Source organism: Clostridium sp. Marseille-Q2269 (assembly GCF_943736985.1).
Lineage (GTDB): Bacteria > Bacillota > Clostridia > Clostridiales > Clostridiaceae > Clostridium_F.
Genome location: NZ_CALSFS010000001.1, coordinates 805,608 through 821,186 on the forward strand (window position 1 = coordinate 805,608; position 15,579 = coordinate 821,186).

Here is a 15,579-nt window from a genome sequence, read left to right on the forward strand (position 1 = left end):
ATATATAAAAAATTTATCTTTTTACCAACATATACATTAGTGCGTTTACTATAGAAGCTGCTACATTACTTCCGCCTTTTCTTCCCCTTATAGTTATAAATGGTATATCTAATTTTTCTAATTCTTTTTTTGATTCTGCCGCTCCTACAAAACCTACTGGCACTCCTATTATAAATTTGGGATTTGCTTTTCCTTCTTTCATAAGTTCCATAAGCTTATATAGTGCTGTTGGTGCATTTCCAAAGACAAAAAATTCTATACCTTCCTCTGCGGCTAACTCTACTGCTGCCATAGATCTAGTTATACCTCTATCCTTTGCAATTGAAACCACATCTTCTCTAGATACAAAACACTGAACTGTAGAATTTAAATCCTTTAAAGTCTTTTTATTTATACCTGATAAAGCCATATTTGTATCTGTATAAATCTTTGTACCCTTTTTAAGAATCTCTTTTGCCGCCTCTATGGCTCCTTCTTTTATATAAATTAAATCCTTATATTGAAAATCTGCTGTAGTATGTATTACTCTTTTTACTATCTTTAATTCTTGTTCTGAAAAATTGTGTTCTCCCATTTCTTCTTCTATTATTTCAAAACTTCTCTTTTCTATATCCATTGGTTTTTTTATATAATCTTTCACAACTCTACCTCCATAATCCTAAGGCTTAAACATATTAAATTAATATAATGTAATTTAAACGTTATTTAAATAAAAAACAATACTTTCTATTAACACTCCCATTATATCACTTCCATTTCTCGTGGAATTCATATTTTTATCTGTTAATTAAGTTTTTTATAAATTCCATATTTCCGAAGAAATGTACATGGCCATAAGCCCCTAATGTATTGTTTTTTGTATATCCACATTGCCAGTTTCTCTTAGATCCATCATAAACATCTTTAGTAAGTTCATATATTTTGTCCTCTTTTAAATCCACATAGGATTTATGGAATTCATGACAATTAATTTTTAACCCTTTAGGTAGTATTTTATTTTCTTTTCCTACTTCTATTTTAGCATAGCCAAAGTTTTGAAGTCTTTTAGTCATATGACATTTACCTTTAAAAAATCCTACAGTGTTTTTATAATCTCCCTCTAAATCTTCTATGCCTTCTGTTAAATACATAAGTCCTCCACATTCTGCATAACATGGTAGTCCATTATTTAATGCTTTATTTATACTACTTAGCATAGATTTGTTTTCTCTTAATTCATTTATAAATATTTCTGGGTATCCTCCGCCTATATATAAAAAATCTAAATGCTCTGGCAATTTTTTATCATTCATAGGACTAAAATATTTTATATTACCTATATTCTCTAATAGTTCTATGTTTTCCTTATAATAAAAACTAAAAGCTCTATCATAAGGTATGCCTATATTTAGATTCTTGTTTTCTAAGTAAAAATCATCCTTATATTTTTCTGTTTCTTTAAAATGATTTATCAAATTTTCTACATCTACGTACTTTAATATCAGTTCACTACACCTATCTATTTTTTCTTCTAAATCTTTTATTTCACTGCTTTGTATAAGACCTAAATGTCTACTTTTTAATTCTAGTTTTTCTTCCTTTGGTACATATCCAAAGACCTTTAATCCACAATTTTCTTGAATTAATATCTTAAGCAATTTATAATAGCTTTCACTTACTTTATTAAAAATTACTCCTACTATATTTATCTTTTCATAATTTAATATTCCCATAATTTCTGCACATAATGTAGCACTTTGGGCTTTTGGAGTTAATACTAAAATCACTGGTAGATTTAAAACCTTTGATAGATAGGCCGTAGAATATTTTGTGTCTATGCCTTTTCCATCATACAATCCCATTACCCCTTCTATTACTCCTAAATCACCTTTGCCTCTACTATAAGCTGCCTTTACGCCATCCGCTCCCATTAAATATAAATCTAGATTTCTAGAACTATTTTCTGTAACATGAGAATGGAAAGCTGGATCTATGTAATCGGGACCAACTTTATACCCCTGAACTTTGTACCCCTTTTTAATTAAGGCTTTCATAAGACCTAAAGTTACTGTGGTCTTTCCGCCCCCACTACTATTAGAAGATATTATTATACTTCTCATAAAAACACCCCTTTGATTTAAAGTACAGAGTGGCGTTTTTTCATAAAATAAAAAAACGCCGCTCTCAACTTTAAACTAATTCATTTTATATAGATTTAATTCAATATAATAAAGATAAAAAATATATAAAATACACATATGAATAAACTTTAGCAGTTCTTAATTTGGCCGAATTAAAAATTTTTTGTAAGTTCTCACAAAACGTGAGAAGTCGGCGATGAAACCAAGAATGGCACCTTTACCGGGTAAAAAATTTTTAATGTAGCCATATTTATAACTGCTTAGCAAAATAAATGGTTTATAAATATATTTTCTTATCTTTGTGTTTTTAAAATTATCTCTATTTTAAAATATTATTTTCTATCTTCTTTTAACCAAGCACTTGCTTCAAATGCATAATAAGTTATTATTATATCTGCTCCTGCTCTTTTTATAGATGTTAGCATTTCTAAAGCCACTCTTCTTTCATCTATCAATCCTAATTTTGCAGCTGATTTTACCATAGCATATTCTCCACTTACGTTATAAGCTGCCAATGGAAATTCAAATCTATCCTTTGCCATTCTTATTACATCTAAATATGGTAGAGCTGGTTTTACCATTACTATATCCGCGCCCTCATTTATATCATCTTCTATTTCAAGCATTGCTTCTCTTCCGTTAGCTGGGTCCATTTGATATGTTTTTCTGTCTCCAAATTGTGGTGCTGAATTAGCTGCTTCTCTAAAAGGACCATAAAAAGCTGAACAATATTTTGCACTATATGCCATTATACCTATATGTTTAAAATTATTTTCATCTAATATTTTTCTTATAGCATAAACTCTTCCATCCATCATATCTGAAGGAGCTATCATATCTGCACCAGCTTTTGCATAGGATAAAGATATTTTTGCTAAATATTTTAATGATTCATCATTATCTACATTATGGCCATGAATTATACCACAATGTCCATGACTTGTGTATTGGCACATACATACATCGGCAACTATATATAATTCAGGCATTAATTCTTTTAATCTTCTTATACCCTTTTGAACTATTCCATTATCATCAAAAGCTGCTGAACCACATTCGTCTTTATGATCTGGTACTCCAAATATCATTATTCCTTTTATACCTGATTTTCTAACTTCATCTACTAACTCTTCTAATCTATCTATAGAATAATGATAATTTCCTGGTAAAGAGGATATTTCTTCTTTAATATTTTCTCCTTCTACCACAAACATTGGATATATAAAATCCTGTTCTGTAATAATTGTCTCTCTTATCATAGATCTTATTGCTTCATTTTCTCTTAGTCTTCTGTGTCTTCTAAACATAACACTCGTCTCCTTTTAGTTTATCGTCAGCTTATGCTAGGCGAATTAAATTTATTTTATATGTAAACTATAAAATATTTATAGTCCAATAGCTTAATTGTTACTTACCATACATTTTAGTCCTTAAATTTTTCTGGATTTTTAATTTTCATAGATAAGACATGACCACATTCTGTACAAATATCTGCTATAACTTTAGAACTAAGCCAACTTCCATCATTTCGCATCATACAGCTATCAAGTTTGCCTTCACCAATCTTTTCACATCCACAGATTGGACACTTTTTGTTATGTTCCATAAACTATCATCTCTTAATACAAAATTCATGATGGTATTTCTTATATAATATATTTTTTCTAAAATATGTAGCTATCATCATATGTATTAGACACTATTTCAGCCAAATAGCCTGACTTTATATAAAACATATTTCTCACTTATATTTTGTAAGTATAACTAGATATTAAAAATATATCTACTTTTATATTTTTAATATCTAGTTAGGTTGTAAAAGTTTATCTATTATTCCATCTATAGAGTATTCATCACAAATAGTATATTTTACATTGTTTTTTTCTAATTCTTTAGCTGTGATTGGTCCTATGGATATAATATTTTTTTCTTTTATACTCTTTATCCCTATGATAGAAATCATATTTCTAACAGTGGATGGACTTGTGAATATTACTGTGTCTACATTTTTAAATGTTTCTGTATTCTCACATTTTCCACATAATGTTTCATATATATGTGCTTCATCCACAATACAGCCTTCCTTTTTTAATGCATCTACTAGAAAAGGTCTTGCCTCTTTTGAACGAGGAATAAGTATTTTGTCTCCTATTTTTATATACTTTTTCATTTCTTCAAATAGGCTTTCTGCTATAAAGTGCTTTGACTTAATAATTGGCATTATTCCTCTCATCTTTATTGCTTTACTGGTAGCTGGACCTATAGCTGCAAATTTGCCATTAATATTTCTAATATCTATATTTTCTTTAATCAAATAATCAAAAAATATTTTAACTGCATTTACACTAGTAAGTACTATATAATCATATTCTTTTAAATTATGTAAATAAGATTCTAATTCATTTTCTGTGCTTTTTATTGCTATAGAATTTATTTCTGTAACTTGGGCACCTAGATCTAAAAGTTGAACTTTCAACTCCTTAGCTTGCTCTTTTGTACGGGTTATGCATATATTTTTACCAAACAAAGGCTTTTTTTCATACCAATTTAATTTATCTGAAAAATCAACTACTTCTCCTACTACTATTATTACTGGAGATTCCAACTTAGCTTCTTTTACTTTTTCTACTATATTTTCTAAGTTACCTATAACTTTTTTTTGCTTTGAAGTACTTCCTTTCATAACCACTGCTATTTTACTTTTCTTATCCATTCCATTTTCTATAAGACCTTTAACTATTAATTCTAATCTGCCAAGTCCCATCATAAATACTAAGGTTCCCCCTATATTAACTACTGATTTCCAGTCTATATCTAATTTATCCTTAGTCATAGCTGTAAAAATATGAAATCCTCTTGAAATACCTCTATGGGTTATAGGAATACCTGCATAATTTAGCACAGCTACTGGAGAAGTCACTCCCGGTATGACTTCAAATTCTATATTTTCATCTATAAGGTCTAAAGCTTCTTCTCCCCCTCTTCCAAATACATATGGATCTCCACCTTTTATTCTTCCTACAATGTGGCCTTCTTTTGCCAATTTCACTAACATTTCATTTATCTCATCCTGGCTTTTATAATGACAGCCTGGTTCTTTTCCACAATAATAAACTTTGCAATTTGGTGCTAAATATTTTAACAGTTCTCCATTTGCTAATCTATCATACATAACTGCAGTACATTTTTTTAAGGCCCTTATAGCTTTTAGAGTTATTAACTCTTCATCTCCTGGCCCTGCACCAATTAAATATACTTTGCTCATATTTTCCTCCTAAATATAAGTACATTATTACCTCTTCTTCTAAAATTACTTTTCCTTTTTATAATAGTAACTTATCTAACTTTTAATTATTCTATCTGCTAATTCTATACCTAGTTTTTCATACTGTTCTTTAATTCCTATAATTTCTTTTTTCACTATCTCATTATTAACTTCAAACATACCTATTATATGCATTTTCTCACCTTTTATAGATGCATATGCTCCTATGGTTGAATGACAATCTCCATCTAATTCTCTCATAAATGCTCTTTCTGCTGCTACACATACTCTTGAATTATAGTGATCTAAATCTTTAAATAAATTTTTTTGTGAATGTTCACACCTAACCTCTACCCCTAAAGCACCTTGTCCAACTGCAGGTACCATTTCTTTAGCATCAAAATAATCTGTAATCAAATGCTCTAGATTTATCCTTTTAAGCCCTGCCACAGCCAATATTATTCCATCTAGATTTTCTTTTCTTATTTTATCTATTCTAGTTTGAACATTTCCTCTTATAGGAACTACCTGTAAATCTGGTCTTAAAAGTTTTAATTGTGCAGCTCTTCTTCTGCTACTTGTACCTATTTTAGCTCCCTTTCTTAAATCCTTAAATTTAACATTATCTAAAGATATAAATGCATCTCTTACATCTTCCCTTTTGGGAATAGCTATTATTTCAAACCCTTTTGGCATTTCATAGGGCACATCTTTCATACTATGCACTGCAGCATCTGCTCTTTGTTCTAACATTGCCATTTCTATATCCTTAACAAATAATCCTTTTCCCCCTATTTTATCTAAAGATACTTCTAATATTTTATCACCTAAAGTTTCTATTAATAATTTTTCACATTTAATATTATGCTTTTTGTTTAATAAATCTATTATTATCTCTGTTTGCACCTGTGCAAGCTTACTTCTTCTTGTTGCTATTATAAAATTCAAAATCTATACCTCCATATATTGAAACTTAACTCAGATTAAATTTAAAATCTATCTAAATTTTAATTGAATCACTCCAAAAACTTCACAACTCTAATTACCCTTTATAAAAAAGTATCACTAGAATTATTAGTCATTGGATAAAACATCGATAATATTAGATTACCATACCCTTTTTCGAAAAAAAAGTGAAAATCATTGGTACAGACAAAATCCATTATTTCATCCTTTAATCCATGATTTTTTATGTTACTTCTTATATAAGTAACATATTCTATATAGTTATCATATACTTCTAACTGTTTTTTTATTTTTTCTCCAATAAATGAGGTAGCTTTGGGACAGCCAACCTTGTTATTTAAAGCTAAAACCATAGTTTTACTTTCCCTTTGAAAACTATTAAAGCACAAACTCTTATCTTTATCTGAACAGTCTATATATAATTTGCTCAAAGCATCACAATCATTTCTTATTTTTCTATTTTCTTCTTCATTTTCTGTGGTTATAACAACTAAATGTTTATCTAATATGTATTCTTTACTATAATTATTTTTTATAAATTCTATAGTTTCATATGACTTTAGATTTAAAACATCCTCTGAAAACTTAGGGGATAGTATGGATAAACTACAGCCTGTTTTTGTAAAAGCCTTACTCTTTATAAAAGCTGACCTTCCCCCTCATACTATTAGTATTCTAACTTTATTAGATTTTAGTGCAATAAAATTATATTTTTCCTGCAAGTTTATTCACTCCAAAATTTTATTTTATATATACAATATAAGTTTATTAAGAAATACCATATTAAAATCATTGCTCTTGTGTATTTTAATTATATACTGTTAAAAATATAATTAAAAATACTATGTTTTTATATACTATATAAGGTTTTACTTATGTAATATTAATTTTGTGTATCTTAATACATTAATAACTAAAATACACATATGTTTAATACCATTAATATATTTATTAATTAAACCAAATTCCATAAATAATAAAATATATAACATATTTATTCCAATTATAATATTAACAATTTTTATATATAGGGTTGTGTTTTTAGGCTTAAATCTTTACTTAAAATATATTACTAATAATATTATTAAAATAATGTAACATAATATACTTAAAAATCTTATATAGGAAAAATCAAAATTTCTATCTAAATAGGGCATATACCCTACATATCCTCTACTATCTAATCCTTCTTTTATTGTTTTCCATCTAATTAGTGTATTTACAAAAAGAATCCCTGCCATTTTTCCTGTATTTCTTATTTTAAGCTTGAATTCATCAAATCCACCTCTAGATTTTATAGAACTATACAAAATTTCATACTCATCATTTATAACCACTAAAAATCTTTCCATTCCCTTGGCAATATCACACATGTCCTTTAAATATGTTCTCTTTGACAAGCAATATAGCATATCATCTATAGGAGTAGTTAAAGAAAAAAATGAAAGGCATAATCCTGCACTAACACTTTTAAGTATAATTGTTAGGGTATATAAAATACCATAATCAAAAACAAATGTTATAGAAGATATAGCGGCAAAAGCAGTTACTTCTAAAGTTATCTTAATAACTATCTTTTTATTATTTTTAAAGATTAAATTTATAACTAGGAAAAATAAAATATTAAAGCATATAATCATATAATTTTGAGTAAATCCCAAAATTATAATTGGGGTTATACTCAAAACCGATTTTTCTAAGGGATGTATGTTTGAAAACTTACTGGTTTTTGACAGAAGCATTATTATTCTTAGCATTTCTCTTTTTACCTATATAATATCCTATAACTCCAGCTCCTAAAGCTGCTTGTGATGCAAATAATAAACTTTCTATTTCTCCTGATGGTGGTTCCCAAACACTATGTGCCCATGGTTTATAATCCTTATTCATTTCCTGAATAACCCCTTCTGCTTGATCATCTGCTCCTGCAAATTCTCCTCCTCTTGCTCCTCCTATAAATAAAGAAGCAAGTATAACTACTGCTGATACTATGGTTATAATAATATTTTGCTTTTTCATATACTATACCTCACTTAAAGTTTTTATTTCTTCTCTTGAGTATTTCATTATAAACTCAAAAATCATAATAGTTATTAATCCCTCTACTATAGCCAATGGTATTTGAGTTATAGAAAATATAGTAGCGAATTTTGTAAAAGATGCCATTACTCCTCCTACTTTTGCTGGAAAGGATAGGGCTAATTGCATTGATGTAACAGTATATGTGGCTAAATCTCCTAGACTTGCAGCTAAAAATATAGCTAATTTTCTGTTCTTATTTTTTAATCCTCTATATATTAGATAAGATACTATAGGACCTACTATTCCCATAGAAAAAGTATTGGCTCCAAGAGTTGTTATTCCACCATGGGCTAATAATATAGCTTGGAATAAAAGTACTATTACGCTTACAACTGAAGCTACAAACGGTCCAAATATCATAGCTCCAAGGCCTGTACCTGTTGGATGTGAACAACTTCCTGTAACAGATGGTATCTTCATAGCAGATAATATAAATGCATAAGCTGCTACTACTGCTAATAGCATTTTTAAGTCTTTATTTTTTTTAGTTTTTTTTCTTACTTGTCTTACTCCTATTATTATAAATGGTGCGCTTAAAACAAAATATAATGCTGCCCACTTAGGTGGCAAGAATCCTTCTGCAATATGCATAGCGTATGCATTTTGACATAAAGATAATATAAGTGCAGCTGTTAATAAAAACAAATACTTCTTTTTCATTGTTTACCTCCTATTTTTTATAATATAATTTATTAAATATATACATTAAGTTTAAAATTGATTCCTATACTTTCTACTTTTTCTATAAAAAATCTTATATTCCCTAACTGTTAATTTTTCTTACTGACTTTGGTAATTAAATATATCATTCTATAGCTTTTAAAGCATTAATTAGTAATTTATTAAACTCTCTATTTTTAATTGCAAATCTTACATAACTATTATTTAAAGTTTTAAAATCGCTACATACTCTTAAAACAAATCCTTCGTTTAAGAGCATTTGTTTTAGCTTTTCTCCTGTAATATAATTTAACTCACATAGTATAAAATTACTGTAGGTATTATATACATTCTTGAATATGCTAATTTCCTTTAAATTTTCATACATAAAGTTTCTTTCTTTTTTTATATAATCTATTGATTTCTCTATAAAGTCTATATCTTTTAAAACATATTTAACTGCAACTTCTGCAAAACAATTTATATTCCAAGGATTTTGTTTTTCTCTTATTTTATTTAAAAAATCCTTATTAAAACTTACACCATAGCCAAATCTCATACCTGGCATAGAAAAAAACTTTGTTATTGCTCTAATTATAAATATGCATTTATACTCTTTTAATAGATTAAAAAAACTGAAAGAGTTCTTTCCCGTAAATTCTATAAAGGCTTCATCTAAAATAACAATCTTATTATTTTTTTCACAGTACTCTAATATGTATATAAATTCTTTTTTATCTATAATTGACCCATTAGGATTATTAGGGTTTCCTAATATTATGCCTTCTGTTTTTTCTAAGGATTCTTTTATTTTTTTATAATCATATGTCATATCTTCGTTTAAATTACAATAATCAATTTTCACATTCCACTTTTTAGCACATAGTTCATATTCCACAAAGGACGGTGCTAAAATAGATATGCTCTTTAAATTGCTTATAGATAAATCTATTATTTCTACAGCACCATTTCCTAATACTAAATTTTCTTCTTCTATATTGAACTTGTGTACTTTTTCTTTATAAAAATAATCTAAAGAAAAATTTAAATAATTTATTAAATTTCTTTTTAAATTTCTATATTGAATATCAGGATAAACTTGTATTAATCTAAGTGTTTCTTCTAAATTATTTTTAAAACTATCTGGTAATCCTAGAGGGTTTATATTGGAACTAAAATCTATAAGATCTTTACCCTTTAATATTCCATCTGTATATATGTCTCCGCCATGCATAAAAGCACCCTCCTCTTATGAAAATTAATAATCTAAATTTCAACTTATAGTTTAAAATTTCTAAAATTATAATTGTTTATTATGATACTATGGTAATTTCTAATGATAACCATACTGGTTCTGAATTTTAAAACATACTTACTATGTAAATAAAGAACTTATCTACAAATAAAAGCTTAATGATGATACCAAATACTATTAGCATTAAAACTTCACTTAAGTACATAAGCTTTATACCATGTTTTATATGTATAGGTGATAATTCTTTTATTTTATCTCCTATAGTTGGTTTTTCTACTACTTCACCAAAGTATACATTATTTCCACCTAACTGTATTCTTAAAGCTGCTGCAGTGGCTCCCTCGGGATAAGCACAGTTGGGGCTCTTATGATTTTTTCTATCTCTTATCATTATTTTAAAACTTTTAAATGGATTTCCACCTACTAAAGGTGATGCTATGCACATTAATATTCCTGTTAATCTAGCTGGAATAAAATTAAAAAAATCATCAACTTTGGCTGGAAAACGTCCTATATATCTGTATTTATCATTTAAATAGCCCAGCATAGAATCCATGGTATTAACTCCTTTGTACATCATGGCCAAAGGTGCTCCACCAATTATGGCATAAAAAAGTGGTGCTATTATACCATCTGATGCATTTTCTGCTACAGTTTCTACATCTGCTCTTATTATTTCATTTTCAACTAAATCCTTAGTTTCTCTCCCTACTATATAAGAAAGCCTCACCCTAGCATCTTCTACATTTTCTTTATGTAAAGCATTGTATATTTTTATAGCCTCTTCATGTAGACATCTAGCTGCCAACGTTGTCCATATTATTAGAATATTTAGTCCATGATAAATATAAAAATTAAAATTAAAAATTTTTAAAAGTACATATGGTATTAAAAAACTAATAATACAAACTATGATTACAATTAACTCACCGTAGCATTTTAAGCTTTCTTCTTTTTTTGCTTTCCCTCTAAACTTTTTCTCTAAAAAACTAATAAGCTTTCCTATATATATAACTGGATGTGGAAACCAATAAGGATCTCCAATAATCCAATCTATAATTACTGCTATAATTATGTCTATAAAATTTATAACTATATTTGAATACATTTTATTTTCATCCTTACATTCATTACTTTTATCTTATGTCTAAAAATTACTTACACAATATTTTGTCTTGTAAATAGTCTATTTAATATTCATAATGGAATATATTTTTTTCATATCTAAGCTTTCTCTCACTATATCTGCAAGCTTATCTAATTCTTTTTCTCTTATATGCTCATATGTCTGTGATTTCTTTGGATTTAATCCTTTTTTTACTCTTAATTCATTTACTATTTTTTCTCTAAAACCAATCCCATCGAAAACTCCATGGATGTAAGTTCCCATTACATTGCCTTTTTCATTTATGACTCCATCAACCCAATCTGATTTTTCTCCATTTTTATCATATATTTTAAATAACGGTTCAATATTTTCTCCAGTCTTTGTTATTCCCATATGTATTTCATAGCCATAAACAGTATTGTTATTTTCTTCATTTATCAATTTTGCATTAACTCTAGTCATGACTTTTTCTTTTTCAAAAATTGTTTCCATATCCAAAAGATTTAATCCATCTATTTCTCCTAAATCTGTTTCTACTTTATATGGATCTTTAATTTTTCTTCCTAATACTTGATATCCTCCGCATATGCCTATTATTTTCCCCTCATTACTATATTCTTTTATCTTTTGTTCTAAACCACATTGTCTTAAATAAAGTAAATCTTCTATAGTATTTTTACTACCAGGTATTATTAATAAATCTGGTTTTTTAAATTCTTCTTTTGAAGTTACAAATCTTATAGACACATCTTCTTCTAATTTTAAAGCATCTAAATCTGTAAAGTTTGATATATGGGGCATTCTTATTACTGCTATATCAATTGGTGCATAAACTTTTTTATTAAATTCTACTGCTCCATCCTCATCTTCTAACTGTAATCTTGTATAAGGTACTACACCTAAACAAGGAATATGTACTATATCCTCTAACATGTCCAATCCTGGTTTTAATATTTCAACGTCTCCTCTAAACTTGTTTATTATATTTCCCTTTACTCTTGCTTTTTCTTCTTCAGTTAAAAGAAGCATAGTTCCTGCTAAAGATGCAAAAACTCCACCTTTATCTATGTCTCCAACTAAAAGTACAGGAGCATCTGCAAGTTCTGCCATGCCCATATTTACAATATCATTCTCTCTTAAATTTATTTCCGCAGGACTACCTGCTCCCTCCATAACTATTATGTCAAAATTCTCTTCTAACTTGTTAAACTGTTCTTTTAACATCTCTTTAAATTTGGGCTTTAAAATATGATATTCCATAGCAGTGCTATTTCCATATACCTTACCGTTAACTATTATTTGAGATTTTTTATCTGAACTTGGTTTTAAAAGTATTGGATTCATATATGCCTCCGGTTCTAATCCCGCTGCATAAGCTTGAAGCACCTGAGCTCTTCCCATTTCTTTTCCGTCTAAAGTTATGTAAGAATTTAAAGACATATTTTGTGATTTATAAGGACACACACTATACCCATCCTGTTTAAATATTCTACAAAGGGCAGTCACTATAAGACTTTTACCTACAGAAGAGGCTGTTCCCTGAATCATTATTTTAGCCATACTATTCTCTCCAATTTCAATTTATTTTTTATCTATATATATTTTAACTTATTTTAAAATTTATTTCTTATTTATATACTCTTAATTTAATATATTGTTAATTAATATGTAATAATAAATATTAAATTTAAATAATATTAAGCATAAAAAATTGGCTACAAACTTTAGAGTTTATAGCCAATGCATTCTAAAAATAGGCATAGTTCACCTTACCTATATTATATCAATTTTGCACAGTTATCTTTCCCTCCGAAAGTTTACTTCGTAAAAATCTAGGCAGGTCTCCTGGCTTATGATTCTTCCTTATCTTTCCCCTTCCCCTTTTTAAAGAGTGGATTTTTATGAAAGACTTGTCCTCAATTACAGTAGCGGGGGCTGCTGTGGATTTTACCACATTCCCTTTTCATCTTTTTGTTAAAAAGACACCTAAATCTTTTTATTTAATTATAATACTAAGATTATAGTAAATCTTCCTTGCTGTCAATAAATAATTGTTCATGTAAAATTACACAAACTACTTTTAAATGAATATTTAGTATTCTAAATATTTCTTAAGCTTTCCAAAATCTTTTATAATAAACCTTTTATCTTTAACCTCTATTATATTTTCTAATTTAAGTTCATTTATAATCTTTGTTACAGTTATTCTTGAAGCTCCAACTAGATCTCCTAGCTCTTGATGGGTGATCTTTATATCTATAATTAAACCATTTTTAGTTTCTACACCACTCTGAACTGACAATCTATATAAGGTATTGCATATTTTTTGTTTTGAAGTTGTAAATAATATATCATGAATTTGACTTACAGATATTCTATATTTTCTAGTAAGACTATGTATAAAAAATCTATAACTATCGGGATTTTTAGATAAAAAATCATCTAGAACATTTTTTTTAACTACTGCTACTGCTGTTTCACAACATGCCTTTATAATAACTGACATTCCTTCTCCATCAAAATACTCTCCCTCGCCACATATTTCTCCTGGTCCTAAAAAAAATAATATCTTTTCTTCTCCTTTAGAATTATAGAGTATTTGCTTAAGCTTCCCTTCTAATACGATTCCTAAAGATTTATTATTTCTTACATTAATTATATCATTTTTTTTAAGAACTTCTTTTTTCCCAAGAGAGGCTACTTTATTTAAGAAAAAAGATTTCATCTCATCCTGCTTTTCTTTATCAAATAATTTTTCATACATATCACTACCCACCAACTTTACATATTATATCTCCATTTTTAGTAAATCATATTAATTATACAATATAGTATATATACTTTACTCATAAAATAAAAGCTAAAAAAGTTAAATTTAAATTTCTTATTTGTTAATCTTAAGTATAGAGCTAATTTAATATGATTTATAAATAATAAAGTACATTGTATTAAATTTAGTTTTATCAACTTTATATCACTTTATTCTTTTCATGGTAAATTAAATTAAGGTTCAAATAACTTTAAAGTTATTTGAACCTTAATTTAATTCATTTCAAGCATAAATTTTTTCCAATCGCCATCTGGAATATATATGCAATTTTTTTCAAAAACTTCTTCATCATTCATATTATATATATATACAAATGCTGAGACTTTTTCACCTTTTTGTTCACCTTCTATTATTTCTACTTCCAACAATTCTCTATTATACTCATTATCTTTATTTCCTTGTGATATATATCCTTCCATGTTATCCATTAATTCAATATTCTTATGCCAATTTTCTATTTCAATTATCTCTCCAATTATTTCTCTTTCTCCATGTAACGCTGCCGGATATCCTTTATTAGGCATATGATAAAGAATGCCCTTTATTTTCCCTAATTTTCTTGATATTACTTGATCTTTTATATATTTGTCAAAATTAAAAAATCCTTCTCTTAAACTTCCGTAAACAAATAAATATTGTTTCATTAGCAGATAGTTCCGCCTATAACATTAATATCAGAATCGTTTTCTACACATGCTTTAATGGCACATTCTAATCCTTTAGTTATATTTTCAAGAGACATTGAGGCTGTATTTGCTTTAGTAATAACTTGATCTGGAATAAATGGTACATGTATAAAACAGCCCTTTACATTTTTAAATTTCTTATCTAACATATAGAGAAGTCCATACATTACATGATTACATACAAAAGTTCCAGCTGTATTTGAAACTGAAGCTGGTATGTTATTTTCTTTAATTTCTTTTACCATGGCCTTTATAGGCAAAGTAGAAAAATATGCATTTTCTCCATCTTCAAATATAGGAATATCTATAGGACTATTACCTTCATTATCTGGGATTCTAGCATCATCTATATTTATAGCAACTCTTTCCACAGTTATATCAAATCTTCCACCTGCTTGACCTATACATATAACTATATCTGGATTATGTTCTTTTATAGCTTCTTCTAATTTTTCTAAAGATTTTCTAAAAACTGTTGGTATTTCTACTTTTATAACTTCAGCACCTGCAATCTCATCTTGTATCTTCTTTACCGCTTCTAAAGCAGGATTTACTTTTTCTCCTCCAAAGGGGTCAAAACCAGTTATTAAAACTTTTTTCATATAAA

General features: G+C 27.7%; 15 protein-coding genes, 1 pseudogene and 1 riboswitch. All 16 genes and pseudogenes read right to left on the reverse strand.

Features of this window, described 5'->3' with window-relative positions; all coding sequences use genetic code 11:
• Positions 1–13 precede the first annotated feature (13 nt).
• The gene (locus tag NGI68_RS03615) at positions 14–640 is read right to left on the reverse strand and encodes a precorrin-8X methylmutase (protein ID WP_251860113.1); all 627 of its coding nucleotides are present in this window, start codon (positions 638–640) and stop codon (positions 14–16) included.
• 136 nt (positions 641–776) lie between these two features.
• On the reverse strand, positions 777–2,099 hold the full coding sequence (locus tag NGI68_RS03620) for a cobyrinic acid a,c-diamide synthase CobB (protein WP_251860114.1): 1,323 nt from the start codon (positions 2,097–2,099) through the stop codon (positions 777–779).
• 353 nt (positions 2,100–2,452) lie between these two features.
• Positions 2,453–3,427, reverse strand: coding sequence for a porphobilinogen synthase (gene hemB / locus NGI68_RS03625; protein WP_251860115.1), 975 nt, complete (start codon positions 3,425–3,427; stop codon positions 2,453–2,455).
• A 116-nt stretch (positions 3,428–3,543) separates the two neighbouring features.
• Positions 3,544–3,726, reverse strand: coding sequence for a transcription initiation factor TFIIIB (locus tag NGI68_RS03630; protein ID WP_251860116.1), 183 nt, complete (start codon positions 3,724–3,726; stop codon positions 3,544–3,546).
• Positions 3,727–3,924: 198 nt separating this feature from the next.
• Positions 3,925–5,385: a uroporphyrinogen-III C-methyltransferase gene (gene cobA, locus NGI68_RS03635; RefSeq protein ID WP_251860117.1), complete on the reverse strand. Its 1,461-nt coding sequence runs from the start codon at positions 5,383–5,385 to the stop codon at positions 3,925–3,927.
• Between the two features lie 75 nt (positions 5,386–5,460).
• On the reverse strand, positions 5,461–6,333 hold the full coding sequence (gene hemC, locus NGI68_RS03640) for a hydroxymethylbilane synthase (protein WP_251860118.1): 873 nt from the start codon (positions 6,331–6,333) through the stop codon (positions 5,461–5,463).
• 101 nt (positions 6,334–6,434) lie between these two features.
• Positions 6,435–7,073, reverse strand: a pseudogene (locus NGI68_RS03645) (NAD(P)-dependent oxidoreductase).
• Positions 7,074–7,406: 333 nt separating this feature from the next.
• Positions 7,407–8,093 carry a CbiQ family ECF transporter T component gene (locus tag NGI68_RS03650; RefSeq protein WP_251860196.1) on the reverse strand — a complete coding sequence of 229 codons (687 nt, stop codon included), beginning with the start codon at positions 8,091–8,093 and terminating at the stop codon, positions 7,407–7,409.
• Positions 8,071–8,370 carry an energy-coupling factor ABC transporter substrate-binding protein gene (locus tag NGI68_RS03655; protein WP_251860119.1) on the reverse strand — a complete coding sequence of 100 codons (300 nt, stop codon included), beginning with the start codon at positions 8,368–8,370 and terminating at the stop codon, positions 8,071–8,073. The genes NGI68_RS03650 and NGI68_RS03655 overlap by 23 nt, the downstream gene beginning before the upstream one ends.
• Before the next feature lie 3 nt (positions 8,371–8,373).
• On the reverse strand, positions 8,374–9,093 hold the full coding sequence (locus NGI68_RS03660) for an energy-coupling factor ABC transporter permease (protein ID WP_251860120.1): 720 nt from the start codon (positions 9,091–9,093) through the stop codon (positions 8,374–8,376).
• Positions 9,094–9,238: 145 nt separating this feature from the next.
• Positions 9,239–10,327 carry a pyridoxal phosphate-dependent aminotransferase gene (locus tag NGI68_RS03665; protein WP_251860121.1) on the reverse strand — a complete coding sequence of 363 codons (1,089 nt, stop codon included), beginning with the start codon at positions 10,325–10,327 and terminating at the stop codon, positions 9,239–9,241.
• Positions 10,328–10,454: 127 nt separating this feature from the next.
• Positions 10,455–11,456, reverse strand: coding sequence for an adenosylcobinamide-phosphate synthase CbiB (gene cbiB / locus NGI68_RS03670; RefSeq protein ID WP_251860122.1), 1,002 nt, complete (start codon positions 11,454–11,456; stop codon positions 10,455–10,457).
• Positions 11,457–11,534: 78 nt separating this feature from the next.
• Entirely contained in the window at positions 11,535–13,016 is a 1,482-nt protein-coding gene (locus tag NGI68_RS03675) for a cobyric acid synthase (RefSeq protein ID WP_251860123.1), read from the reverse strand.
• Positions 13,017–13,274: 258 nt separating this feature from the next.
• A riboswitch (cobalamin riboswitch) is annotated at positions 13,275–13,461 on the reverse strand.
• A gap of 87 nt (positions 13,462–13,548) precedes the next feature.
• On the reverse strand, positions 13,549–14,220 hold the full coding sequence (locus NGI68_RS03680) for a Crp/Fnr family transcriptional regulator (protein ID WP_251860124.1): 672 nt from the start codon (positions 14,218–14,220) through the stop codon (positions 13,549–13,551).
• Between the two features lie 278 nt (positions 14,221–14,498).
• Positions 14,499–14,930, reverse strand: a complete 432-nt coding sequence (locus NGI68_RS03685; protein ID WP_251860125.1) for a gamma-glutamylcyclotransferase family protein — start codon at positions 14,928–14,930, stop codon at positions 14,499–14,501.
• Positions 14,930–15,574, reverse strand: coding sequence for a pyroglutamyl-peptidase I (pcp, locus tag NGI68_RS03690; RefSeq protein ID WP_251860126.1), 645 nt, complete (start codon positions 15,572–15,574; stop codon positions 14,930–14,932). The genes NGI68_RS03685 and pcp overlap by 1 nt, the downstream gene beginning before the upstream one ends.
• Positions 15,575–15,579: the final 5 nt, after the last annotated feature.

Coding starts and splice junctions, on each gene's coding strand:
- NGI68_RS03620 (WP_251860114.1), bottom strand. CDS start 2,099: ATGAGAAGTATAATAATATCTTCTAATAGTAGTGGGGGCGGAAAGACC.
- hemB (WP_251860115.1), bottom strand. CDS start 3,427: ATGTTTAGAAGACACAGAAGACTAAGAGAAAATGAAGCAATAAGATCT.
- NGI68_RS03630 (WP_251860116.1), bottom strand. CDS start 3,726: ATGGAACATAACAAAAAGTGTCCAATCTGTGGATGTGAAAAGATTGGT.
- cobA (WP_251860117.1), bottom strand. CDS start 5,385: ATGAGCAAAGTATATTTAATTGGTGCAGGGCCAGGAGATGAAGAGTTA.
- NGI68_RS03650 (WP_251860196.1), bottom strand. CDS start 8,093: ATGCTTCTGTCAAAAACCAGTAAGTTTTCAAACATACATCCCTTAGAA.
- NGI68_RS03655 (WP_251860119.1), bottom strand. CDS start 8,370: ATGAAAAAGCAAAATATTATTATAACCATAGTATCAGCAGTAGTTATA.
- NGI68_RS03660 (WP_251860120.1), bottom strand. CDS start 9,093: ATGAAAAAGAAGTATTTGTTTTTATTAACAGCTGCACTTATATTATCT.
- NGI68_RS03665 (WP_251860121.1), bottom strand. CDS start 10,327: ATGCATGGCGGAGACATATATACAGATGGAATATTAAAGGGTAAAGAT.
- cbiB (WP_251860122.1), bottom strand. CDS start 11,456: ATGTATTCAAATATAGTTATAAATTTTATAGACATAATTATAGCAGTA.
- NGI68_RS03675 (WP_251860123.1), bottom strand. CDS start 13,016: ATGGCTAAAATAATGATTCAGGGAACAGCCTCTTCTGTAGGTAAAAGT.
- NGI68_RS03680 (WP_251860124.1), bottom strand. CDS start 14,220: ATGTATGAAAAATTATTTGATAAAGAAAAGCAGGATGAGATGAAATCT.
- NGI68_RS03685 (WP_251860125.1), bottom strand. CDS start 14,930: ATGAAACAATATTTATTTGTTTACGGAAGTTTAAGAGAAGGATTTTTT.
- pcp (WP_251860126.1), bottom strand. CDS start 15,574: ATGAAAAAAGTTTTAATAACTGGTTTTGACCCCTTTGGAGGAGAAAAA.